The sequence below is a fragment of the Streptomyces sp. NPDC002181 genome (assembly GCF_042890485.1).
Taxonomy (GTDB): Bacteria; Actinomycetota; Actinomycetes; order Streptomycetales; family Streptomycetaceae; genus Streptomyces.
Window position 1 is genome coordinate 25,668 of the sequence record NZ_JBIASC010000011.1, and the last position, 22,196, is coordinate 47,863.

18 protein-coding genes are annotated in these 22,196 nt (G+C 71.9%); 6 read left to right on the forward strand and 12 right to left on the reverse strand.

Features of this window, described 5'->3' with window-relative positions:
* The first annotated feature begins 133 nt into the window (after positions 1 to 133).
* Together ACFYXV_RS24675 and ACFYXV_RS24680 are read left to right on the forward strand one after the other, a co-directional pair.
* Positions 134 to 886 (forward strand): TIGR03089 family protein, encoded by a 753-nt coding sequence (locus ACFYXV_RS24675; RefSeq protein WP_389384055.1) that lies wholly within the window; start codon positions 134 to 136, stop codon positions 884 to 886.
* A 121-nt stretch (positions 887 to 1,007) separates the two neighbouring features.
* Positions 1,008 to 2,090, forward strand: coding sequence for a sugar phosphate nucleotidyltransferase (locus ACFYXV_RS24680; protein WP_385475886.1), 1,083 nt, complete (start codon positions 1,008 to 1,010; stop codon positions 2,088 to 2,090).
* A 107-nt stretch (positions 2,091 to 2,197) separates the two neighbouring features.
* Here ACFYXV_RS24680 and ACFYXV_RS24685 read toward each other — a convergent pair whose 3' ends face one another.
* The gene (locus tag ACFYXV_RS24685) at positions 2,198 to 3,550 is read right to left on the reverse strand and encodes an LCP family protein (protein ID WP_385475864.1); all 1,353 of its coding nucleotides are present in this window, start codon (positions 3,548 to 3,550) and stop codon (positions 2,198 to 2,200) included.
* Positions 3,551 to 3,656: 106 nt separating this feature from the next.
* Between ACFYXV_RS24685 and ACFYXV_RS24690 the strand changes: the two genes are divergently transcribed.
* Positions 3,657 to 4,208, forward strand: a complete 552-nt coding sequence (locus ACFYXV_RS24690; RefSeq protein WP_383338201.1) for an acyl-CoA thioesterase — start codon at positions 3,657 to 3,659, stop codon at positions 4,206 to 4,208.
* Positions 4,209 to 4,243: 35 nt separating this feature from the next.
* Here ACFYXV_RS24690 and ACFYXV_RS24695 read toward each other — a convergent pair whose 3' ends face one another.
* Positions 4,244 to 5,578, reverse strand: coding sequence for an LCP family protein (locus ACFYXV_RS24695; protein WP_389384146.1), 1,335 nt, complete (start codon positions 5,576 to 5,578; stop codon positions 4,244 to 4,246).
* Positions 5,579 to 5,952: 374 nt separating this feature from the next.
* Between ACFYXV_RS24695 and ACFYXV_RS24700 the strand changes: the two genes are divergently transcribed.
* The gene (locus ACFYXV_RS24700; protein ID WP_383338199.1) at positions 5,953 to 6,996 is read left to right on the forward strand and encodes a glycosyltransferase family 2 protein; all 1,044 of its coding nucleotides are present in this window, start codon (positions 5,953 to 5,955) and stop codon (positions 6,994 to 6,996) included.
* A gap of 75 nt (positions 6,997 to 7,071) precedes the next feature.
* Here ACFYXV_RS24700 and ACFYXV_RS24705 read toward each other — a convergent pair whose 3' ends face one another.
* The 4 genes from ACFYXV_RS24705 to ACFYXV_RS24720 all read right to left on the reverse strand — a co-directional run bounded on the left by ACFYXV_RS24705 (position 7,072) and on the right by ACFYXV_RS24720 (position 13,441).
* On the reverse strand, positions 7,072 to 8,742 hold the full coding sequence (locus ACFYXV_RS24705) for an LCP family protein (RefSeq protein ID WP_389384056.1): 1,671 nt from the start codon (positions 8,740 to 8,742) through the stop codon (positions 7,072 to 7,074).
* 133 nt (positions 8,743 to 8,875) lie between these two features.
* Entirely contained in the window at positions 8,876 to 10,621 is a 1,746-nt protein-coding gene (locus ACFYXV_RS24710; protein WP_385475870.1) for an LCP family protein, read from the reverse strand.
* A gap of 225 nt (positions 10,622 to 10,846) precedes the next feature.
* Positions 10,847 to 12,073: an LCP family protein gene (locus ACFYXV_RS24715; protein ID WP_389384057.1), complete on the reverse strand. Its 1,227-nt coding sequence runs from the start codon at positions 12,071 to 12,073 to the stop codon at positions 10,847 to 10,849.
* 210 nt (positions 12,074 to 12,283) lie between these two features.
* Positions 12,284 to 13,441: an acyl-CoA dehydrogenase family protein gene (locus ACFYXV_RS24720; protein ID WP_366100388.1), complete on the reverse strand. Its 1,158-nt coding sequence runs from the start codon at positions 13,439 to 13,441 to the stop codon at positions 12,284 to 12,286.
* 194 nt (positions 13,442 to 13,635) lie between these two features.
* Here ACFYXV_RS24720 and ACFYXV_RS24725 point away from each other — a divergent pair, with 194 nt between their 5' ends.
* Positions 13,636 to 14,979, forward strand: coding sequence for a UDP-glucose dehydrogenase family protein (locus ACFYXV_RS24725; RefSeq protein WP_389384058.1), 1,344 nt, complete (start codon positions 13,636 to 13,638; stop codon positions 14,977 to 14,979).
* Positions 14,980 to 14,994: 15 nt separating this feature from the next.
* Here ACFYXV_RS24725 and ACFYXV_RS24730 read toward each other — a convergent pair whose 3' ends face one another.
* The 4 genes from ACFYXV_RS24730 to ACFYXV_RS24745 all read right to left on the reverse strand — a co-directional run bounded on the left by ACFYXV_RS24730 (position 14,995) and on the right by ACFYXV_RS24745 (position 19,109).
* Positions 14,995 to 16,098, reverse strand: a complete 1,104-nt coding sequence (locus ACFYXV_RS24730; RefSeq protein WP_389384059.1) for a membrane dipeptidase — start codon at positions 16,096 to 16,098, stop codon at positions 14,995 to 14,997.
* Positions 16,099 to 16,261: 163 nt separating this feature from the next.
* Entirely contained in the window at positions 16,262 to 17,440 is a 1,179-nt protein-coding gene (locus ACFYXV_RS24735) for a dipeptidase (RefSeq protein ID WP_385475879.1), read from the reverse strand.
* A complete protein-coding gene (gene purE / locus ACFYXV_RS24740; RefSeq protein ID WP_383338177.1) occupies positions 17,437 to 17,973 on the reverse strand; it encodes a 5-(carboxyamino)imidazole ribonucleotide mutase in 537 nt (178 codons plus the stop codon). The genes ACFYXV_RS24735 and purE overlap by 4 nt, the downstream gene beginning before the upstream one ends.
* Complete coding sequence (locus tag ACFYXV_RS24745; RefSeq protein WP_383338175.1) at positions 17,970 to 19,109, reverse strand: 5-(carboxyamino)imidazole ribonucleotide synthase; 1,140 nt, start codon at positions 19,107 to 19,109, stop codon at positions 17,970 to 17,972. The genes purE and ACFYXV_RS24745 overlap by 4 nt, the downstream gene beginning before the upstream one ends.
* 223 nt (positions 19,110 to 19,332) lie before the next feature.
* On the opposite strand from ACFYXV_RS24745, the gene ACFYXV_RS24750 reads away from it, so the two are divergent.
* On the forward strand, positions 19,333 to 19,878 hold the full coding sequence (locus ACFYXV_RS24750) for a GtrA family protein (protein WP_389384060.1): 546 nt from the start codon (positions 19,333 to 19,335) through the stop codon (positions 19,876 to 19,878).
* 84 nt (positions 19,879 to 19,962) lie between these two features.
* Here ACFYXV_RS24750 and ACFYXV_RS24755 read toward each other — a convergent pair whose 3' ends face one another.
* Together ACFYXV_RS24755 and ACFYXV_RS24760 are read right to left on the reverse strand one after the other, a co-directional pair.
* Positions 19,963 to 21,228 (reverse strand): ATP-binding protein, encoded by a 1,266-nt coding sequence (locus ACFYXV_RS24755; RefSeq protein WP_383338171.1) that lies wholly within the window; start codon positions 21,226 to 21,228, stop codon positions 19,963 to 19,965.
* A 15-nt stretch (positions 21,229 to 21,243) separates the two neighbouring features.
* Positions 21,244 to 21,921: a response regulator transcription factor gene (locus tag ACFYXV_RS24760; protein ID WP_030865957.1), complete on the reverse strand. Its 678-nt coding sequence runs from the start codon at positions 21,919 to 21,921 to the stop codon at positions 21,244 to 21,246.
* Positions 21,922 to 22,196 lie beyond the last annotated feature (275 nt).

Sequence of the window (22,196 nt, forward strand, 5' to 3'; positions counted from 1 at the left end):
GATGCTGGGCACAGTCACCACGAAGCGCCATCGGAGAACTGACGGCCCGTCCGATCGCTCCCGCGCGTCCCTCGCCCGTACGGAGGAGCCGATGCCCTCCGTACGGGCGAGGGGCCCGCGTAGGGTGGGCCGGGTGAACGCCACTGACCGCACCCCTGCCGACCTGCTGCGATCCGCGCTCGCCGCCGATCCGGGCCGCCCGCTCGTCACGTTCTACGACGACGCCACGGGCGAGCGCGTCGAATTGTCCGTCGCCACCTTCGCCAATTGGGTGGCCAAGACCGCCAATCTGCTCCAGGGCGACCTGGGCGCCGAACCCGGCGACCGGCTCGCGCTGCTGCTCCCCGCGCACTGGCAGAGCGCCGTGTGGCTGCTCGCCTGCGCCTCGGTCGGAGTCGTCGCCGAGGTGGGCGGGGACCCGGCCGGCGCCGATCTCGTCGTCAGCGGGCCGGACACCCTGGAGGAGGCCGCGGCCTGCTCCGGCGAGCGCGTCGCGCTCGCGCTGCGGCCGCTGGGCGGGCGGTTCCCGCAGCCGCCCGCCGGGTTCGCGGACTACGCGGTGGAAGTACCGGGCCAGGGCGACCGCTTCGCCCCCTTCGTCCCCGTGGACGCGGACGGGCCGGGCCTGGTGGTCGGCGGCGAGGAGCTGTCGTACGCACAGCTCGTCGACCGCGCTCGCGAGGACGCGGCGAAGCGCGGCCTCACGACGGGCTCCCGCCTGCTCTCGGGACTCGGCTACGACACCTGGGAGGGCCTCTCGGCCGGGCTGTTCGCCGCCCTGGCGGCGGACGGCTCGGTGGTCCTGTGCCGCAACCCGGAGCACCTCTCCCCGGAAGCCCTGACCGCCCGCACCGAAACCGAGCGCGTCACCCACACCGCCCTGTAGAGCGGGCGCCCGGAGGGCGCCCGGGTGGTGTGGGTCTCGTCTCGTTCGGGGGCCGGGCAGGTGCTGACGCGGATGGGCTAACTTGGGACCCTCATAGGGCCCGAACCGGGTGGGGAGAACAATTTTGGAAGCCATCCTGCTGGTCGGGGGGCAGGGGACGCGTCTGCGCCCCGTCACGGTCAACACTCCCAAGCCGATGGTGCGCGCGGCCGGTGTGCCGTTCCTCGCCCACCAGATAGCCAGGGCCGCCGCGGCAGGTGTCACGCACATCGTGATGGCCACTTGCTACCTCGCCGAGGTCTTCGAGCCGTACTTCGGCGACGGCTCCGCCTTCGGCGTCTCGCTGGAGTACGTCGTCGAGGACGAGCCGCTCGGCACCGGCGGAGCCATCCGCAACGCCGCGCAGCGGCTGACCGGCGGGCCGGACGAGCCCGTCCTCGTCTTCAACGGGGACATCCTCACGGGCCTGGACATCGCCGGGCTGGTCGACTCCCACCGGGCGGCCGCCGCCGACGTCTCACTGCACCTGGTGCGGGTCGAGGACCCGCGCGCGTTCGGCCTGGTCCCCACCGACCCCGAGGGGCGGGTGCTGGCCTTCACCGAGAAGCCGCAGACCCCCGAGGAGATCATCACCGACCAGATCAACGCCGGCTGCTACGTCTTCCGCCGCAGCGTGATCGACTCCATCCCGGCCGGGCGCCCCGTCTCCGTCGAACGCGAGACCTTCCCCGGCCTGCTGACCTCCGGAGCCCGGCTCCACGGGGTCACCGAGAACACGTACTGGCTGGACCTCGGCAAGCCCGAGTCCTTCGTCCAGGCCTCCGCCGACCTCGTGCGCGGAATCGTCTCCTCCCCGGCCGTCCCGGGCCCGCGCGGCGAGTCCCTGGTGCTCCCGGGCGCCGAGGTGGCCGCCGGAGCGAAGCTGTCCGGGGGCACCGTCGTGGGCGCGGGCGCCCGGATCGGGGCGGGCGCGGTGGTCGAGGGCTCGATCGTGCTCGACGGCGCGGTCGTCTCCGCGGACACCCGCGTACGCGCGAGCCTCATCGGCGCCGGGGCCACCGTGGGCCTGCGGACCGTCCTGGACGGAGCGGTCCTCGGCGACGGGGCCGTCGTCGGCGCGGACAACGAACTGCGCGCGGGCGCACGGGTGTGGTGCGGGGCCGAACTGCCCTCCGCCACCGTCCGGTTCTCCTCCGACCGCTGACAGAACGCGAGATGCCGCCGGCCCCCGCGGGGGCCGGCGGCATCTCCGTATCCGGGTCCTGCCCGGCCGGGTCCGGTGACGGCCGGTCAGGTCCGGTCCGGGCCCGGCTAGTTGGCCTTGACCGTGACCTTCTCGTCGTTCTGGATCTGCTTGACGAGCTGCTGCACCTTCGCCTTGTCCCAGAGGAGGTTGCCGCCGCGCTCGCCCGCGATCGGCATGTTCATCGACACGCCCTCGCCGCCGCTGATGCCCTTCATCGCGAAGAACATGTCGGCCAGGTCCCACAGGGACATGTCCTTGTCCACGATCAGCGTGTCCAGGCCCGCGCCCAGCACCGGGTACAGCTTGAACGGGTTGAGGATCGTGCCCGGCGTCGCCGCCTGGTTGGCCAGCGTCGACAGGAACTTCTGCTGGTTCTTCGTACGGGCCAGGTCCGACTCGGCGAAGGCGTACCGGGTCCGGACGAAGGCCAGCGCCTGGCTGCCGTTGAGGGTCTGCTCGCCGGCCTTGAAGTCGGCGCCCGACTTCTCGTCCTTGAAGCCCTTCTCGATGTTCATGTCCACGCCGCCGAGCGCGTCCACGATGTTCGCGAACCCGGCGAAACCGATCTCGGCGTAGTGGTCGATGCGCAGGCCCGTGTTGTGCTCCACGGTGCGCACGAGCAGTTCGGGGCCGTCGTCCGCGTAGGCCGCGTTGAGCTTGGTGTGCTTGCCCGTGCCCGGGTACTTCTTCCCGGACTCGGAGCCGACGAAGGAGGGGATCTCCACGTCCGAGTCGCGCGGCAGCGAGATCATGGTGTTCCCGCTGGAGCAGGCCGCCAGGATCATCATCGAGTCGGTGCGCTTGCCCTCGGCCGAACCCGTGTGGAGCTTCTTCTTGTCCTCGTCGGACAGGCCCTCGCGGCTGTCCGAGCCCACGACCAGGTACGTCGTGCAGTCGCCCTCCTTCGGGCGCTCGATGACCTTGGAGAGGTCCACCTCGCGGCGCACCTTGGAGTCGGCCCAGAAGTAGGTGCCGATGGTGGTCGCGAGCAGCGCCGTGACGAGCACGATGGAGCCGATCTTGATCCGCTTGCGCCAGTCCGGGGCCGGCCCCGCGGGCCTGCGCCCCGGCCCGCCGGGACCCCCCGGACCACCCGGACCGGCGGGCGCGCCCGGGCCGCCCGGACCCGCCGGGGCGCTCTGGGGCCGCCCGTAGACCTGGCCGGTGTTGTAGCCGCTGTCGTAGCCGTACGTGTCGTGGCTCGGGGCCTGCTGCGGGGGCACCCCGTACGCGGGCGGCTGTCCGGGCCGGGCCGGCGGCTGCACCGGTCGCTGCGGTTGCTGCTGCGGCGGCACCGGCCGCTGCTGCCGGCGCTGGACATGCGGCATCCGCCGGGCACCCTCGGGCTGCGCCTGCGCGCTGCCGCGTCCGTACCGGTCGTCGCCGTTGTCGTTGCGCCCCTCGGGCCACTCACTCATGCCGCCTAGGATGCCTGGCCGGACGGGGTGCCCGACAGTCCGGGCGGCGCTTCGTTCCGGTGCTGTTGCAGAGCTGATGCCTGCGCGTCGGCTTTAAGGTAGGCGCATGACAGAGATACCGGGCGTGACGGCCGGCGAACCCCAGGGCAAGCCGATCTCGGCCTCGCGGACCACGCTCAGCCACATCATGACGGCCAACGACACCAACCTCCTCGGCACGGTGCACGGCGGCGTGATCATGAAACTGGTCGACGACGCGGCCGGCGCCGTCGCCGGGCGCCACTCCGGCGGCCCCGCCGTCACCGCGTCCATGGACGAGATGGCCTTCCTCGCCCCCGTCCGCGTGGGCGACCTCGTCCACGTGAAGGCGCAGGTCAACTGGACCGGCCGCTCCTCCATGGAGATCGGCGTACGGGTCCTGGCCGAGCGGTGGAACGAATCCACCCCCGCCACCCAGGTCGGCAGCGCCTACCTCGTCTTCACCGCCGTCGACGCCGACGGCAAGCCCCGCACGGTCCCGCCGGTGCTCCCCGAGACGGACCAGGACCGGCGCCGCAACCAGGAGGCCCAGATCCGCCGCACGCACCGGCTCGCCCGGCGCCGCGCGATCATGGCGCTGCGCGAGGAGCGCGCCGCCCAGGGCTTCGACGACGACTGATCGCGGCCCGGGCCCCCGGCCCCCGGCCCCCGGAGCTACTTCCCGCAGATCACCTGGTCGCCCGTGACCGCCCCGTACCGGCCCTGTTGCGGGTCCTCGGGCCGGACCGGCACCACCTTCCGGTAGTCCGCCCCGGCGATCACCAGCACCGTCCGGCCCTGGCCCGCCACCGCCCGCAGCTCGCTGCCGGGCAGCGCGGTCGACACCGTACGGGCCGAGCGGTCCCAGCGGGGGTCGTACACGATCACGGTGCGCTTGACCTCGCGGCTCGCGCCGTTGCCCGGGGCCCGGGTGGTGTCGAAGCCGGTGGCGCGCAGCGCCGTGTCCACGCGCCCGCCGAGCCCGTCGATCCGGGTGCCGTTCTCCACCCGTACCCGGATCTGCCCCGGCGGCACGTCCACCGGCACCGCGGGCGGCTGCGGCGGCCCGCCGGCGGGCGGGCGCCCCGGCGCGGCGGGGACCAGCAGCGGCCGGTCCAGGCGCAGTGCCTCGAACAGCTTCGCGGCCTTCGGTTCGTCCCACTTCACCGTGGAGCCGATGCCCTTGACGGGGTACGAGGGGTTCCCGATCGGGACCGAGGCGAACTCGGAGGACGAGGGGGTGAAATCGCGCAGGGCCTGGCCCAGGGCCAGCATCTGCTCCGAGCCGAAGCCGCGGTCGGCCCGGACCGAGCCCAGGAGGGTGGAGCTGACCTCCTTGAACTTGACCGGGTTCAGCAGGACCCCGCCGCCGGCGGCCTGCTTGATCAGGGCCGCCACGAACTTCTGCTGGCGCTGCATCCGGCCGAGGTCGGCGGCCCCGTCCACGTGGCGCGAGCGGACGTACTGCAGGGCCTGTCCGCCGCTGAGCCGGTGGCTGCCCGGCAGCAGGTCGAGGCCGGTGTTCTGGTCGTGCAGGGCCTTGGCCGTGCAGATCTCCACGCCGCCCATCGCGTCGACGGTCTTCATGAAGCTGGTGAAATCGACCTCCAGGTAGTGGTCGATCTTGACCCGGGTCATGTTCTCGACGGTTCGCACGGTCAGCTGCGGCCCGCCCTCCGCGTACGCGGCGTTCAGCTTCACCGGGTGCGGCCCGTGCTGTTTCCCGCTGGACTCGTCGCGGTGCTCGGGCAGCTCGGCGTAGCTGTCGCGGGGCAGGCTGACCACGCTGGCCCGCTCCCGGTCGGCGGAGAGGTGCACCAGCATGACGGTGTCGGTGCAGTGGCAGGGGGCGCCGCCGAGGCGGTACGCGTTCTTGTCCGCGGGGGTGATCTTGTCCCGTCCGTCGGTGCCGACCAGCAGGAAGTTCAGACCGTGCCCGGCCTGCGGCCGGTTCTTCATGTCCTTGAACGGGTCCACCCGCTCGATCCCTGTGTCCAGGCCGGTCATCATCGCGTGCCCGATCGCCCCGGAGCCCAGTACCGCCACCGCCAGCCCGGCCGCCAGCCGGACCCCCCACCGGGGCCGGGCGTCCCCCCGGCGCCGGTCCGGAGCACCTCCGCGCCGTGCGCGCTGCGGCTGCGGGGGCCGGGCGGGTCGGGTGGGGCGGTGCGGCTGGGGCACGGGGGACACCTCCGCGGGGGCAGCAGGACCTACAGGGACGGACCGAAAGCATCGGAGCCGGCCTCGTCGGACCGGACACATCGGGCAGATCGTCAGAACAGTAGGCCCATACGATCAGCCTCTGTCCCTACCGATCATGCGGCGCGCACCCGTTTCCCCCGTACGCGGTAACGTGACACCGATACCCGACCTTGAAGGACCACATGCCCGCCCAGCAGCCCGCAGTCTCGGTGATCATGCCGGTGCTCAACGAGGAGCGCCATCTGCGTGACTCCGTCCGCCACATCCTCGGACAGGAGTACGCCGGTGAAATGGAGGTGGTGATCGCGCTCGGGCCGTCCACGGACCGCACCGACGAGATCGCCGCCGAGCTCGTACGCGAGACGGCATCCGGTGACCGAGCCCGCGTCGTCACCGTTCCGAACCCCTCCGGCCGTACTCCGGCCGCCCTCAACGCCGCCATCAAGGCCTCGCGCCACCCGATCGTGGTACGCGTCGACGGCCACGGCATGTTGTCGCCGAACTACATCGCCACGGCGGTCCGCCTCCTGGAGGAGACCGGCGCGCAGAACGTCGGCGGCATCATGCACGCCGAGGGCGAGAACGCCTGGGAGGACGCGGTCGCCGCCGCGATGACCTCCCGGATCGGCGTCGGCAACGCGGCCTTCCACACCGGAGGCAAGGCCGGTCCGGCCGACACCGTCTACCTGGGCGTCTTCCGCCGCGAGGCGCTGGATCTGGCGGGCGGCTACAACGAGGAGTTCATCCGCGCCCAGGACTGGGAGCTGAACTTCCGCATCCGCGAGGCCGGCGGGCTGATCTGGTTCTCGCCCGAGCTGAAGGTCCAGTACCGCCCGCGGCCCTCCCTGCGGGCGCTCGCCAAGCAGTACAAGGACTACGGCCGCTGGCGGCACGTCGTGGCCCGCTACCACTCGGGCTCGATCAACCTGCGCTACCTCGCCTCGCCGACCGCGCTGTGCGCGATCGCCGCCGGCGTCGTGGTCGGCGCGGCCGTCAGCCCGTGGGGCTTCGTGGTTCCGGCCGGCTACCTCGCCGCGATCACCGTGGGCTCGGTCCCGGCCGGCAAGGGCCTCTCGCTGAAGGCCCGGGCGCAGATCCCGGTGGCCATGGCCACCATGCACATGTCCTGGGGCTTCGGCTTCCTGACCAGCCCGCGCGCACTCGCGGCCAAGGTCATCGCGAGCCGCCGCCCGGCGGTGCGCCGGGACCTGGCCGGCGGGGTCTGAGCAGGCCGCGTACGCACGTACGGAAAAGGGGCCCGGTGGCGCTGACGCCACCGGGCCCCTTCGTGCGCAGGGGTCCTACCAGGTGAAGCCCGGCTGGACCGCCATGCACTCCTTGTCGTCGTCGCCGTTGAGCGGACGTGCGGAGTCCGGCGCCTTCGTCGGGGCGGGCGGCGGCAAGGCCGGCGCGCTGCCGCTGCGCCAGTCCTTGCCGACGAACAGCACGATCCCGGTGACGTCGTCGGACTTCTCCACGGCGGTGGCCGGCAGGCCGAGCGCGGTGGCCACGGCCGCCGCGTCACCCGCCTGGCCGGGGCTGGAGAAGCGGATCACGGTGGTGTCCTCGGCCCCGGTCTGCTGGGTGGACTGGGCCTTGGTGAAGCCCTTCCCGACGAGGATCGCGGCGACCTCGTCGGCCCGGCCCTTGACCCGGACCTGCGCGCCGTCCTTGCCGCCGGTCGCGTTGCGCACGCTGACCGCGATCTTCGCCGGGGGCGCTGCCGGGTCGGCGGCGGGCTGGGAGGGCGCCGTGGAGGGGGCGGTCGAGGACGGGGCGCCCGGCGAGGGCGTGGTGCCGTCCGGGTTCCCGGAGCCCTTGCCGTCGAGCGCGATGTCCTCGCGGACCATCCGGAACAGGCCCTCGGCCTCGACCGGCTTGGGCTCGACCCGGCCCTCCTCGCGGGTGCTGTACACCCACGGCATGGTGGTCATGGTGATCCGCCCGGTGGGGACCTTCTTGAGCTCCATGCTGAGGTCGTACAGCTTGTCGATCTTGTTCAGGCCGGGATCGACGACCATGGCCTTGATGGCCGCCTGCGCCAGGCTGTTGAGCTTCACCGGGTTGCTGAGCTTGGCGTTCTTGCGGAACTCGCGGGCCATCGAGTTCATGTACATGTGCTGGGCGTGGGTGCGGCCGAGGTCGGTGCCGTCCTCGAACCCGTAGCGGGTGCGCAGCCACTGCAGGGCCTGCTCGCCCTGGATGGTGCTCGTACCGGCGGGCAGCCTCAGGCCGGAGCCCTTGCCGTCGCGGGTGCGCGACTCCACGTTCTGCTGGACGCAGACCGGGACGCCGCCGATGGCGTCCGCCATCGTCACCACGCCCTTGAAGTCGATCATCATGAAGTGGTCGATCGGGATGCGCGTGAGCTCGGTCCAGGCGGCGACCGTGCAGCCCGGCCCGCCCCGGCCGAGGGACTCGTTGGTCTGTACGAGCCCCTTGCTGGCCTGGTGGACCGTGCCGCCCGGCTCGGTGCACTTCGGCATCATCAGCATCGTGTCGCGGGGCATGGACACCACCGACATGTTGCTGCGGTCCGCCGACAGGTGCAGCAGCATCTGCACGTCCGCGAGGGGCGGTCCGCCGAAGGTGTCCTTCGCGCCGCCGAGGGCCTGGTTGGCCGCGTCGTCACGGGCGTCGGAGCCGATGAGGAGGATGTTCAGCGGGGTCTGGCCGAAGGCGTTGGGCTTGGAGCCGCCCAGCTTGTTCTCGCCGAGGTTCAGGACGTCCGTCTTGATGCTGCCGTTGAGGTGGCGGTAGTAGAGGTAGCCGCCCGCCGCCGTCGCGAGTATGAGGAACGACAGGATGGAGGACACCCAGCGCAGGACCCGCCGCCGGCCGCGCCGCTTGGGGGTGCCGCCGCCCGACCCGTCTCCCGGTGGGGGGACGGCGCCGGACGCGCCGGATCCGCCGCCGGATATCTCACCGGGCTGGGCGGGCGCCCCCTCCCCTCGCACGCTGCTGTGCCTCACACGTCCCCCTCAAGATTCACTTCGTGTCGTGGTGTGCCGGTCGCACCGGCACGGGCCGGCCGTTCGCCTTGCTCGGTCGTGCTCGGCCGGCCGGCCCGTCTTCCCCAGTGGGCCCCAGTGGGCCCCAGTGGGCCTACTTCGCGCAGATCGCCTTGTCCGCCTCGACCCGCTGAATGTCCTCCGGCGCCTTCTGCGGCGCCGTCAGCGAGACCCCCGCCCCCTTGAAGTCGGCGCCGAGCGTCAGCTTCATCGGGGTCTTGGCCGCGGCGTCGGCCGTGCCCATCTTCAGCGCCGTGGCCGGCAGCCCCATCAGGTCGGCCAGCGCGCGGGCCTGGTCGGCCTGGTTGGGCGCGTACTCAAGCTGCGTCGCGTCGAGCTTGGCGGGCGCGTTGCCGCGGTTGCTGGACTTGTTCACGCCCTTGCTGTTCTGCAGCCAGTTCACGGTGGTCGAGGCGGCGCCGCCGGGACCGCCGCCGTTGTAGACGTCCACCCGTACGTCGCCGGCGGGCGCGCGGTTGCCCTGGAGCAGGGCGTCCGCCTTGCTCTTGGCCTCCGCGTCGGCCGCGTCCTTCGCCGCCTGCTCCTTCTTCTCGACCTCCGTCAGCGAGACGTCGGCCTGGATCATCTTCAGCAGGGGGTCGGCCACGCGCTGGTCGACGACGACGGTCGCCTTCTTGCCCTCGGGCTCGGCCGGGTTGTCGAGCACCGGGAGCGTGGTGAAGGTGACGTTCTTCAGATCGATGTCCTTCAACTCACCCGCGAGGTTGGTGAGTTTGTCGATGGACCCTATGCCCGAGTCGACGGTCAGCGACTTGGTGGCGGCTTCCGCGAGGGAGAAGAACTTCTTCGGACTGGTCAGCGTCTCCTTCGACTTCATCTCGCGCATCATCGAGCCCAGGAACTGCTGCTGGGTCTTGATCCGGTCGAGGTCGCCGTGGTTGCCGAACGAGTGCCGGGTCCGCACGAAGGCCAGGGCCTGCTCGCCCTGGAGCCGGTGCTCGCCGGCGTCCAGCTTCAGCTTGGAGTCCTTGTCGTCCACCGGCTTCGCGAGGCAGACCGGAACACCGCCGACCGCCGTGCTCAGCACCTTCACCGCGTTGAAGTCGACCATCATGAAGTTGTCGACGGTGACGCCGGTGATCTCCTTCACCGTACGCATGGTGCAGCCCGGGTCGCGGCCCTCCTGGCCCAGGCTGACGTTGAACCGCGTCCCCTTCTGGCCGGCGATGGTCTTCGTCGAGCCGTCGGGCTGCTTCGTCGGGCAGGCCGGGATGTTCGTGATCAGGTCCCGGGGGATGGACAGCGCGGTCGCGTTGCTGCGGTCCTTGGCGACGTGGAAGAGGATGGTGGTGTCGGCGTGGCCGACGCTCTCCGCGTCCCCGTAGCCCTCGTTGCCCGCGCCGCTGCGCTTGTCGGTGCCGATCACCAGGATGTTGATGGGCTGGTCCTTCTTGAACCCGCCCGTGCCCGCGTCGCCGACATCGGTGACGTTGAGGTTGTTGTTCAGGTGGTCGTAGTAGAGGTACCCGCCCACCGAACCGGCGATCAGCAGGAACGCCAGGGTGCCGCCGGTGACGACCAGAACCTTCTTGCGCCGGCCGCCTCCGCCGCCGCCCTTGCGCGGCCGGCCGCCGCGCCGCCCGGGCGGGCCGTCGCCGCGCCGCGGCCCGGGCACCGCCGGAGACGGGGCCTTGGGAGCCTTGGGGGCTCCGGGCGCACCGGTGCGCGCCGAGGACGGTCTGCGGGGGGCGGCGACAGAGGGCTGCTGCTGCGCAGCGGAACGGTCCAGTCGCAGTTCGTAGTTGCCAGTGCGGGGGTTGAGCACCCACTGGTCTGCGGGGTCGATTTCTTCCGCCCGCCCACGGCTTTGCGCATCCACGGTTGCTCGAATCCTCCGTCGGTGCCTCACGACGCGTCTCCCCCAAGACGCTCGGTCAACGATCCGGCTGCTGGTGCACGGCCTCTTGGTCTGGTCGGGGCACCGGATCGCTCACCTTATCCGCCCCAGTTGACCGCAAACCATGGTGGTGACAAATTCCACTCCCCTTATAACGGCCCAAACCACCCAAGGCCTTCGGTTCGGACACCGCCTTTTGGGATTGCTTTACCGGCAATCGGCCGTGCCCGCCGTGGTTCCCGTGAAGGTGGGGACGGGCGCGGGGGTGGGTCCGGTTCCCTCCGGGGGCTCCGAGGCCCCGCCATCGGCGGCGCGGGCGCTCTGCGGGGCCCGCGCGGTTCCGGCCGCCGTCGGGGCCGCGGGCTTCGGCGGGGCCACCGTGAGCGGCTTGTCCGTCCGCAGGTGCTCGAACAGTTGGGCCGCCTCCGGCTGCACCAGCTCGTCCCGGTTCGGGTCGGCGGCGTACGGGCGGCGCGGCACCGTCAGGAACTTGACCTGCTCGGCCGGTATGTCCCGGACGCCGCGGACCAGTTCGTACAGTCCGCGCAGCGAGGCCAGCCCGGGGTCGGTGGTCACCGATGACGTCGCCGCGTCCAGCAGCGGGTAGAGCCGCCCCGGGTTCAGCAGCACCCCGGTGCTCTGGACCTTCTTGACCAGCGAGCCGAGGAACTGCTGCTGGCGCTCCATCCGTTCGGTGTCGCTGCCGTTGCCCAGGCTGTAACGGGCGCGGACGAAGCCGAGGGCCTGCTCGCCGTGCAGGGTCTGCCGGCCGGCCGGGAGCTTCAGCTTAGCCTCGGAGTCCTTCATCGGCTGGCTGAGACAGACCTCCACCCCGCCGACCGCGTCGACCATCTTCTTGAACCCGCCGAAATCCACCACCATGTGGTGGTCGATCCGGATTCCGGTGAGTTTCTCCACCGTACGGATCGTGCAGGCGGCCCCGCCCCACTGGTACGCCCAGTTGAACTGGGCGAGCCGCTCGCCGGTACGGCTGCCGTCCGCCGTCAGACAGGCGGGGATCTGCGCCATCAGGTCCCGGGGTATCGAGACCGCCGTCGCGCTCCTGCGGTCCGCGGGGAGGTGCAGCAGGATCGTGGTGTCCGAGCGCTCGGTGCCGCGGTCCCGGCCGTAGCGGGCGTTCTCCTTGCCGGAGCGCGAGTCCGAGCCGATGAGCAGGATGTTCTGGGAACCGCCGACGGCGTGGGTGGGGCGCTCGCGCTCGTAGCGCTCCAGCTCGGCGGCGGCGGAGGTGTCCTCGGTGATGTTCCCGTCGAGCTTGCGGTAGATCCACCAGCCGACCGCCGCCCCGCACAGGACGAGCAGGGCCAGCCCGAGCGCGATCCAGCGCAGCAGACGGCGCCGGCGGCCGCGCGGGGGCTTCGGGGAGCCTCCGGCCGCATCGGTGCCGCCCGGTATGCCTGCGCTGTCCGTCACTGGCGCTCCGTCCCATGACTCACGCGTGCGGGCCGCACGACCGAAACCACGACCCCAGCCGATCCTGCCCCGACCCCACCCCGGCGGCCCGGGGACAGCCCCCTGTCTAGGCCCATCCGGGTGACAAATCGCCCCTCGTCGTCCGATCGGACGCGAAACGGCCCCCGGCGGGTGCCGGGGGCCGTTCTCGGTGCTGCGGGGCAGGCCGGGCTACGGCAGGTTGCGGGCCATGACGATCCGCTGGACCTGGTTCGTGCCTTCATAAATTTGCGTGATCTTCGCGTCGCGCATCATGCGCTCCACCGGGTAGTCACGGGTGTAGCCGTAGCCGCCGAGGAGCTGGACGGCGTCCGTCGTGACCTCCATCGCCGCGTCCGAGGCGAAGCACTTCGCCGCCGCGCCGAGGAAGGTGAGGTCGGCGTCGCCGCGCTCGGAGGCGGCGGCCGCCTGGTAGGTCAGCGCGCGGGCGGCGGCGATCTTCATGGCCATGTCCGCGAGCATGAACTGCACGCCCTGGAAGTCGCCGATCGGCTTGCCGAACTGCTTGCGCTCCTGGACGTAGCCCTTGGCGTAGTCCAGGGCGCCCTGGGCGATGCCGAGCGCCTGGGCCGCGATGGTGATGCGGGTGTGGTCCAGGGTCTTCATCGCGGTGGCGAAGCCGGTGCCCTCGGCGCCGATCATGCGGTCGGCCGGGATCCGCACGTTGTCGAGGTAGACCTCGCGGGTCGGGGAGCCCTTGATGCCGAGCTTCTTCTCCGGGGCGCCGAAGGAGACGCCCTCGTCGGACTTCTCGACGACGAACGCGCTGATGCCCTTGGAGCGCTTCTCCGGGTCCGTGACGGCCATGACCGTGTAGTACTCGGAGACGCCCGCGTTGGTGATCCAGCGCTTGACGCCGTTGAGCACCCAGAAGTCCCCGTCGCGCACGGCGCGGGTCTTCATGCCGGCCGCGTCCGAGCCCGCGTCGGGCTCGGAGAGGCAGTACGAGAACATGCCGTCGCCCTTGGCCAGCGGGCCGAGGTACTTCTTCTTCAGGTCCTCGGAGCCGGAGAGGATCACCGGGAGCGAGCCGAGCTTGTTCACGGCCGGGATCAGGGAGGACGACGCGCAGACGCGGGCCACCTCCTCGATCACGATCACGGTGGCCAGCGCGTCCGCGCCCGCACCGCCGTAGACCTCGGGGACGTGGACGGCGTGCAGGTCGTTGGCGACGAGCGCGTCGTGCGCCTCCTGCGGGAAGCGGGCCTCCTCGTCGACCGCGGCGGCGAACGGCAGGATCTTCGCCTCGGCGAGCGAGCGGACGGACTCGCGGAGCATGTCGTGCTCCTCGGCCGGGCGGTACAGGTCGAAGTCGGCAGAACCCGCCAAGACTCTCACTCCCCAAGTGTGATGCGTGATGCTAACTACCGTTAAGTAACCCAAATCTTAGTGTCCGGCGTCCCGGCAGCGATATGTACGGAGTACGTGAGCTGCGTGACAGCCGGGTCTCCTGGGGAACGTCCCCCCGGACCGGCCCGACTATGCTCAGTGGCCGCAAACGGCCCCGCACCTCTGGAGCACCCATGGCCCCCCTCAGGATCACTGTGATCGGCACCGGCTACCTCGGCGCCACCCACGCCGCGGCGATGGCGGAGCTGGGCTTCGAGGTGCTCGGGCTGGACGTGGTCCCGGAGAAGATCGAGATGCTGTCCGCCGGCCGGGTGCCGATGTACGAGCCCGGGCTGGAGGAGCTCCTCGCCGCACACGTCGAGGGCCTGCCGGGCTCCACCGGGCGGCTGCGCTTCACCCAGTCCTGGGAGGAGGTCGGCGCCTTCGGCGACGTCCACTTCGTCTGCGTGAACACCCCGCAGAAGCACGGCGAGTACGCCTGCGACATGAGCTACGTCGACTCCGCGATCGAATCCCTCGCCCCGCACCTGACCCGCCCGGTCCTGGTCGTCGGCAAGTCCACCGTGCCCGTGGGCTCGGCGGAGCGGCTCGCCGCGAAGCTGGCCGAGCTGGCCCCGGCGGGCGAGGAGGTCGAGCTGGCCTGGAACCCGGAGTTCCTGCGCGAGGGCTTCGCCGTCCAGGACACCCTGCACCCCGACCGGATCGTGATCGGCGTCCACGGCGAGCGCGGCGAGAAGGTGCTGCGCGAGGTCTACGAGACCCCGATGGCCGAGGGCAGCCCGCTGGTGGTGACCGACTTCCCGACGGCCGAGCTCGTCAAGACCGCAGCCAACTCCTTCCTCGCCACCAAGATCTCCTTCATCAACGCGATGGCGGAGGTCTGCGAGGCGGCCGGCGGGGACGTGGTCAAGCTCGCCGAGGCCATCGGGCACGACGACCGCATCGGCAAGAAGTTCCTGCGCGCCGGCATCGGCTTCGGCGGCGGCTGCCTGCCCAAGGACATCCGCGCCTTCATGGCGCGCGCCGGCGAGCTCGGCGCGGACCAGGCGCTGACCTTCCTGCGCGAGGTCGACTCCATCAACATGCGCCGGCGCGGCCACATGGTCGAGCTGGCCCGCGAGGCCGTGGGCGGGTCCTTCCTCGGCAAGCGGGTCGCCGTGCTCGGAGCCACCTTCAAGCCGGACTCCGACGACGTCCGCGACTCCCCCGCGCTGAACGTGGCCGGCCAGATCCACCTCCAGGGCGGCCAGGTCACCGTCTACGACCCGAAGGGCATGGACAACGCCCGCCGCGTCTTCCCGACGCTCGGGTACGCGGACTCGGCGCTGGAGGCCGCCCGCGGCGCGGAGGTCGTCCTGCACCTCACCGAGTGGCGCGAGTTCCGCGACCTCGACCCGGTGGCGCTGGGCGTGGTCGTCACCGACCGCCTGATCCTCGACGGCCGCAACGCCCTGGACACCGACCGCTGGCGCGCGGCCGGCTGGACGTACCGCGCGATGGGCCGCCCGCGCGCGTGACGTCCACCGGCCGGCCTACGCCGGTCTGCGGTGCTGGGCGGCACGGGCCGTGAACTCCGCGTCGCGCAGCACCCGCTGGGCGTTGCCCCAGGTCAGCAGTGCCAGATCGGTCTCCGACCAGCCCCGCTCCAGCAGCTCCGCGATGAGCCGGGGGTAGCCCGAGGGATCGGTCAGGCCCGTCGGCCGCCGGACGCCCGGCTCGGTGCCGAAGGTGGCGCCGAGGCCGACGCAGTCCGGACCGGCCACGGCCCGTACGTGCTCCACGTGGTCGGCGACGGCGTGGAGGGAGTCGCCGGTCTGGTCCGCGTCGAAGGTGACCATCGCCAGCCCCTGGGCGGCCCGGAGGGCCAGCAGGACGTCGTCGGTCACGTTCCCCGGATGCGGCTTCAGCGCCGCCGCCGCGGTGTGCGAGACGATCACCGGGGCCTTGGAGGCGCCCGCGAGCTGGCAGGCCACCTCCGGGGTACAGCCGGTCAGGTCCACCAGCATCGCCAGCCGGTTCATCTCCTTGACCACCTCGTGGCCGAAGGGGGTCAGCTCGTCCCGGGCCCAGGGGGCTCCCGCGGGTGCGAGGATCCGTACGCCCAGCGCGTGGAAGGCGCGCAGCGCGCCCAGTGAGTCGGTCAGCGTACGGCCGGGCACGGGGCCCAGGAACGAGGCGATCCGGCCCCGGTTGCGGGCGTCGGCCATGTCGTCCGCGGTCAGCGCGAGGCACAGGCCGTCCGGGTAGCGGCGCATCAGGGCCAGCGCCGTGTCGATCTGGTCGAGGGTGTCGGACAGCACCCGGTCGGCGGCCTCGTCCTCGTGCGGCAGCAGCAGCGACCAGAACTGGGCGCCGACCCCTCCGGCGCGCAGCCGCGGGATGTCGGTGTCGACACCGCTGTCGGGGGTGTCGATGTCGTGGTACGGGCTCTGGCGCAGCGTCCAGACGAGGGTGTTGTGCCCGTCGGTGACGGGATGCACGGACAACAGCGCGACGGCCCGGTCCAGGGCGCTGCCCGTCACCGGGGCGGGTGGGTCCCCGGCTCCCGCGGATCCGGGGCCCGCGGGGACCGTGTCGGCGGCGTACGCGGTGTGCGCCGCATAGTCGGTGTGCGGTTCATCCTGCAGGTCGGCCATGGCGTTCGGCTCCGGTCTCGGCGGCAGCAGGGAGAGAGAGATGCTGCCACGGTGACACGCGGGGCGGCCGGGCCGCCCGGCGGATGAGGCGTTCGGGTGTCACCCGCAGGTCACACCCCTCGCCGCAGCCGCCGGGAGGGCAGTCGCCGAGGGCCTCCGGCGGCTACGGCACCGCGTTCGAGGGGCCGCGGGATGCCGAGAGCTCGCGCGCCACCGCCTCCGCGTCGCGCAGCGCCCGTACGGCGTTGGACCAGGTCAGCTTGGCCAGGTCGGCCCGGGACCAGCCGCGCGCGAGCAGCTCCGCGATCAGGTTCGGGTAGCCCGCCACGTCGTCCAGCCCGGCCGGGGTGAAGGCCGTGCCGTCGTAGTCCCCGCCGATGCCGATGTGGTCGACGCCGGCCACCTCGCGCATGTGGTCCAGGTGGTCGGCGACGGTGGCCGCGGTGGCCACCGGGCGCGGCCGCTCCGCCTCGAAGGCCCGGTGCAGGGCCATCGCTTCGGGCGAGGTGTCCAGGTGGTGGAAGCCGTGCGCGCGCAGGTTCTCGTCCGCGGCCAGGGTCCACTCGACGGCCGCCGGGAGGATGAACTTCGGTACGAACGTGGCCATCGCGACGCCGCCGTTGGCCGGCAGCCGCTCCAGCACGTCGTCCGGGATGTTGCGCGGGTGGTCGCACATCGTCAGCGAGGAGGAGTGCGAGAAGATCACCGGCGCGGCCGTGACGGCGAGCGCGTCGCGCATCGTCGTCGCGGCCACGTGCGAGAGGTCGACGAGCATGCCGATGCGGTTCATCTCGCGGACGACCTCGCGGCCGAAGTCGCTCAGGCCGCCGTGGCGCGGCTCGTCGGTCGCCGAGTCGGCCCAGTCGATCGTGTCGTTGTGGGTGAGCGTCATGTACCGCACGCCCAACTGGTGCAGGGCGCGCAGCGTGGCCAGCGAGTTGTTGATGGAGTGGCCGCCCTCGGCGCCCATCAGCGAGGCGATCCGGCCGTCGGCGCGGGCCGCCTCCATGTCGTCGGCCGTCAGCGCCCGTACGAGGTCCGCCGGGTAACGGTCGATCAGCTGGGCGACGGCGTCGATCTGCTCCAGGGTGGCGCTGACGGCGGTGTCGCCCGCGTAGTCGGAGCGCACGTACACCGACCAGAACTGCGCGCCGACGCCGCCGGCGCGCAGCCGGGGGATGTCGGTGTGCAGCCGGCCGCGCTGGTCGCCGGCGATGTCGCGCCGGGCCAGGTCGTAGCGGACCTGCTCGCGCAGCGCCCACGGCAGGTCGTTGTGGCCGTCGACCACCGGGTGCTCGGCGAGCAGTTCCCGCGCCTCGCTCAGGCGCTGCGCGGCGCTCACTTGCCGAATCCGAAGGAGTCGGCGCCCGCGACCTTCGTCCGCAGGCGCTTGCCCTTCTCGGTGGCCTGGTCGTTCAGCTCCTGCTGGAACTCCTTCATGCGGCCGAGCAGCTCCGGGTCGTGGGCGGCCAGCATCCGTACGGCCAGCAGCCCGGCGTTGCGCGCCCCGGCGACGGAGACGGTGGCGACGGGAACGCCCGCGGGCATCTGGACGATCGAGAGCAGGGAGTCCATGCCGTCGAGGTACTTCAGCGGCACGGGTACGCCGATGACCGGCAGCGGGGTGACGGAGGCGAGCATGCCGGGCAGGTGGGCGGCGCCGCCGGCCCCGGCGATGATCGCCTTGAGGCCGCGCCCGGCGGCCTGCTCCCCGTACGCGACCATTTCGCGCGGCATCCGGTGGGCCGAGACCACGTCGACCTCGTAGGGGATCTCGAACTCGTCGAGGGCCTGGGCGGCGGCCTCCATGACGGGCCAGTCGGAGTCCGAGCCCATGACGATGCCGACGACGGGACCTGCGGTGGAGCTGCTCATGCGGTAATCGTTCCCCTGAGGTAGCCGGCTGCGTGGCGTGCGCGTTCCAGCACATCGTCCAGGTCGTCGCCGTAGGTGTTGACGTGGCCGACCTTGCGGCCGTGCTTCACGTCCTTGCCGTACATGTGGATCTTCAGCTGCGGGTCGTGGGCCATGCAGTGCAGGTACGCCGCGTACATGTCGGGGTAGTCCCCGCCGAGCACGTTCGCCATGACCGTCCAGCGGGCCCGCGGGCGCGGGTCGCCCAGGGGGAGGTCCAGGACCGCCCGGACGTGGTTGGCGAACTGGGAGGTGATCGCGCCGTCCTGGGTCCAGTGGCCGCTGTTGTGCGGGCGCATCGCCAGTTCGTTGACGAGGATCCGGCCGTCGGCGGTCTCGAACAGCTCCACGGCCAGGTGGCCGGTCACGCCGAGCTCCTTGGCGATGCGCAGGGCGAGGGCCTGGGCCTCGCCCGCGAGGGCTTCGGAGAGGTTCGGGGCGGGGGCGATCACCGTGTCGCAGACGCCGTCGACCTGGACGGACTCGACCACGGGGTAGGCCACGGCCTGGCCGTGCGGGGAGCGGACGATGTTGGCCGCGAGCTCGCGGACGAAGTCGACCTTCTCCTCCGCGAGGACCGGCACGCCCGCCTTGAAGGGGGCCTCGGCGTCCTCGGGGGTGCGGACGAACCACACGCCCTTGCCGTCGTAGCCGCCGCGCACGGTCTTGAGGATGACCGGGAAGCCGCCCACCTCGGCCGCGAAGGCCGCCGCGTCCGCCGGATCGCTCACGATCCGGTGGCGGGGGCTGGGGGCGCCGATCTCGTCGAGCTTCGCGCGCATCACCCCCTTGTCGGCGGCGTGCATCAACGCGTCGGGCCCCGGGCGGACGGGGATGCCGTCCGCTTCCAGGGCCCGCAGGTGCTCGATGGGCACGTGCTCGTGGTCGAAAGTGATCACATCGCAGCCGCGCGCGAAGGCGCGCAACGTCTCCAGGTCGCGATAGTCGCCGATGACGACGTCGCTCACGACCTGGGCCGCCGAGTCCTGTGGGGTGTCACTGAGGAGCTTGAATCTGATGCCGAGGGGGATGCCCGCCTCGTGGGTCATGCGGGCGAGCTGACCGCCGCCGACCATGCCGACTACCGGGAACGTCACCACTCCAGGGTATCCGCCGGTATTCCGCCATACGGACGTGACCCTGGCCCGTTCTGGTCGACGCGCGTAGCGTCCGCACCCCCGTGTGCCGTGCGTCGCACGGTGTGCGAAGGCACAGACGGGCCCCTGGGGCGACACTTAGCATGGGCGGGTTGACCGAAGGCGGCAGACGCCTCCACGGACGCCCCCGACCGGGGCGGTGACGACAGGACTGATCCATCACATGAGCACGCCGCAGCAGGGTTCCGCGCTCGAACGCGTACGCGGCCTCGCCCGCGAGGTCGCGAAGTTCGGGGCCGTCGGCGGCGTCGGTGTGCTCGTCAACCTGGGCGTCTTCAACCTGATCCGCCACACCACCGACCTCCAGGTCGTCCGGGCGAGCGTCATAGCCACCGTCGTGGCCATCGTCACCAACTACCTGGGCTTCCGGTACTTCACCTACCGCGACCGCGCCCGCACCGGCGGCTCCCGCGAGCTGCCGCTGTTCGTGGCCTTCAGCGTGATCGGCCTGGTGATCGAGAACGGCGTGCTGTACACCGCCACCTACGGGTTCGGCTGGGACGGCCCGCTCGCCACGAACGTGTTCAAGTTCATCGGCATCGGCACCGCCACCGTGTTCCGCTTCTGGTCGTACCGGACCTGGGTCTTCAAGGCCCTGCCCGAGCAGCGGTCCGAGCCCGTGGAGGCCGCGGAGGTCGCGGCCGTGGTCTCCTCGCCGCGCGGCGGAGCCGCCGGCGCCTCCCGCGCCCCCGAGCCCGCCGCCAAGTAGCGCGGTCCCCCGGCGGTCCTCCCGGCGGTTCCCCCCGCATCAGCCGACCCGGCATCACGCCGGCGTGGGGCCGCTCGGCGCCGTTCAGCGCACCGTCTGCTCCGGCTCCGGCCGCTCCGGGGCCGTACGGCTCAGGAACAGCGCGAACACCGGCGGCTGCGTCTGCAGCAGCTCCAGGCGCCCCCCGTCGGCCTCCGCCAGGTCCCGGGCCACCGCCAGCCCGATCCCGGTGGAATTGCGCCCGCTGATCGCCCGCTCGAAGATCCGGTTGCCGAGGTCCGGCGGGACCCCCGGCCCCTCGTCCGTGACCTCCAGCACCGCCTGGTTCCCGATCACCCGGGTACGCAGCGCGACCGTGCCGCCACCGTGCATCAGCGCGTTCTCCACGAGGGTCGCCAGCACCTGCGAGACCGCGCCCGGGGTGCCGACGGCCCGCATGCCCGTCTTCCCCGAGCGCACGATGGCCCGCCCGGCGCTGCGGTAGGCCGGCCGCCACTCCTCCACCTGCTGCTTGACGACCTCGTCCAGGTCGAAGGGGACCGCCGAGCCCGTCCGCGGGTCCCGCGAGTTCGTCAGCAGCCGCTCGACCACGTCCGTGAGCCGCTCCACCTGGGTCAGGGCGATCGTCGCCTCTTCCCGTACGGTCTCCAGGTCGTCGGTGACCGTGATCTCCTCCAGCCGCATCGACAGGGCCGTGAGCGGGGTGCGCAGCTGGTGCGAGGCGTCCGCGGCCAGCCGCCGCTCGGCGGTCAGCATCCGGGCGATCCGCTCCGCGCTGGAGTCCAGTACGTCCGCGACCCGGTCCAGCTCGGGGACCCCGTACCGCTTGTGCCGCGGCCGCGGGTCACCCGAGCCCAGCCGCTCGGCGGTCTCGGCGAGGTCGGTGAGCGGCGAGGTCAGCCGGTTGGCCTGCCGTACGGCGAGCAGTACGGCCGCCACGACGGCGAGCAGCGCCACCGCTCCGACCACGGCCAGGGTCCGCCCGACCTCCCGGGTCACGGTGGAGCGGGACTCCTCGACGACGACGGTCTCGCCCTGCTCCCCCTTGGCGGTGCCGCGGATGACGCTGTCGGGGATCCGGTCGCCGACCTCCACGGGCGGCTGCCCGGGGACGGTGATCCGGGCGTAGCCGCCCATGTCGAGCTGCTCGGCGAGGGCGTGGGCGTCGATGGGCTTGCGCTCCAGGACGCTCGCTTCGACCATGCCGACCAGGCGCAGCGCCTCGGACTCGATGCGGTCCTGGGCGCTGCTGGTGATCGTCCGGGTCTCCACGATCACCAGGGAGACCCCGAAGACGGCGATGACGACGAGCACCACGGCGAGCGTGGAGTTGATCAGGCGGCGGCGCATGGTCCGGGAGGCCGCTCAGCTCTTCTCGAAGCGGAAGCCGACCCCGCGGACGGTGGCGATGTAGCGCGGGTTGGCGGCGTCGTCGCCGAGCTTCTTGCGGAGCCAGGAGATGTGCATGTCGAGTGTCTTGGTGGAGGACCACCACGTGGTGTCCCAGACCTCGCGCATCAGCTGGTCGCGGGTGACGACGCGGCCGGCGTCGCGGACCAGGACCCGGAGCAGGTCGAACTCCTTGGCCGTGAGCTGGAGCTCCTCCTCCCCCATCCACGCGCGGTGCGATTCGACGTCGATCCGCACGCCGTGGGTGGCGGGGGCCTGGGTGGCGTCGTTCGCGCCGCGCCGCAGCAGGGCCCGGACCCGGGCCAGCAGTTCGGCCAGGCGGAAGGGCTTGGTCACGTAGTCGTCGGCGCCGGCGTCCAGGCCGACGACCGTGTCGACCTCGTCCGCGCGGGCGGTGAGTACGAGGATGGGGAAGCCGTGGCCCTCGGCGCGCAGCCGGCGGGCGACTTCGAGGCCGTCCATGCCCGGCAGGCCCAGATCCAGGACGACGAGGTCGACGCCGCCCTGAAGTCCCGCGTCCAGGGCGGTGGGGCCGTCCTCCCGGACCTCGACCTCGTACCCCTCCCTGCGCAGGGCGCGGGCCAGGGGCTCCGAGATGGATGCGTCGTCCTCGGCGAGCAGTACACGCGTCATGTGGGTGATGGTAGTGCGCGGCGGGTGCGCGCAGGGGCGTGCCGGAAGACCCCTTTCGATCTGGGCTTATGAACTACTAACGGCCTTCGAATACGATCAAACGGTTCCCCGGAATCCTGTGATCCATATCTCAAGTCCTTCCATATGCCGCAGTGTCCTGTCGTATGGTGGCGAGACGCCTGATGCACTACCCAGGGGATCTTTGTGCCGAAAAGCGAGCCAAAGACCTCAAATTCTGCTCTGGTCGGTTTCAACCGGCCCAGATGACAGTGAAT

Excerpts from the sequence above, each read along its gene's own strand:
- ACFYXV_RS24695 (WP_389384146.1), bottom strand. The coding sequence starts at position 5,578 with ATGATGACCGGCCTGGACACAGGGATCGAGCGGGTGGACCCGTTCAAG.
- ACFYXV_RS24700 (WP_383338199.1), top strand. The coding sequence starts at position 5,953 with ATGCCCGCCCAGCAGCCCGCAGTCTCGGTGATCATGCCGGTGCTCAAC.
- ACFYXV_RS24755 (WP_383338171.1), bottom strand. The coding sequence starts at position 21,228 with ATGCGCCGCCGCCTGATCAACTCCACGCTCGCCGTGGTGCTCGTCGTC.
- ACFYXV_RS24750 (WP_389384060.1), top strand. The coding sequence starts at position 19,333 with ATGAGCACGCCGCAGCAGGGTTCCGCGCTCGAACGCGTACGCGGCCTC.
- ACFYXV_RS24690 (WP_383338201.1), top strand. The coding sequence starts at position 3,657 with ATGACAGAGATACCGGGCGTGACGGCCGGCGAACCCCAGGGCAAGCCG.
- ACFYXV_RS24725 (WP_389384058.1), top strand. The coding sequence starts at position 13,636 with ATGGCCCCCCTCAGGATCACTGTGATCGGCACCGGCTACCTCGGCGCC.
- ACFYXV_RS24685 (WP_385475864.1), bottom strand. The coding sequence starts at position 3,550 with ATGAGTGAGTGGCCCGAGGGGCGCAACGACAACGGCGACGACCGGTAC.
- ACFYXV_RS24730 (WP_389384059.1), bottom strand. The coding sequence starts at position 16,098 with ATGGCCGACCTGCAGGATGAACCGCACACCGACTATGCGGCGCACACC.
- ACFYXV_RS24760 (WP_030865957.1), bottom strand. The coding sequence starts at position 21,921 with ATGACGCGTGTACTGCTCGCCGAGGACGACGCATCCATCTCGGAGCCC.
- purE (WP_383338177.1), bottom strand. The coding sequence starts at position 17,973 with ATGAGCAGCTCCACCGCAGGTCCCGTCGTCGGCATCGTCATGGGCTCG.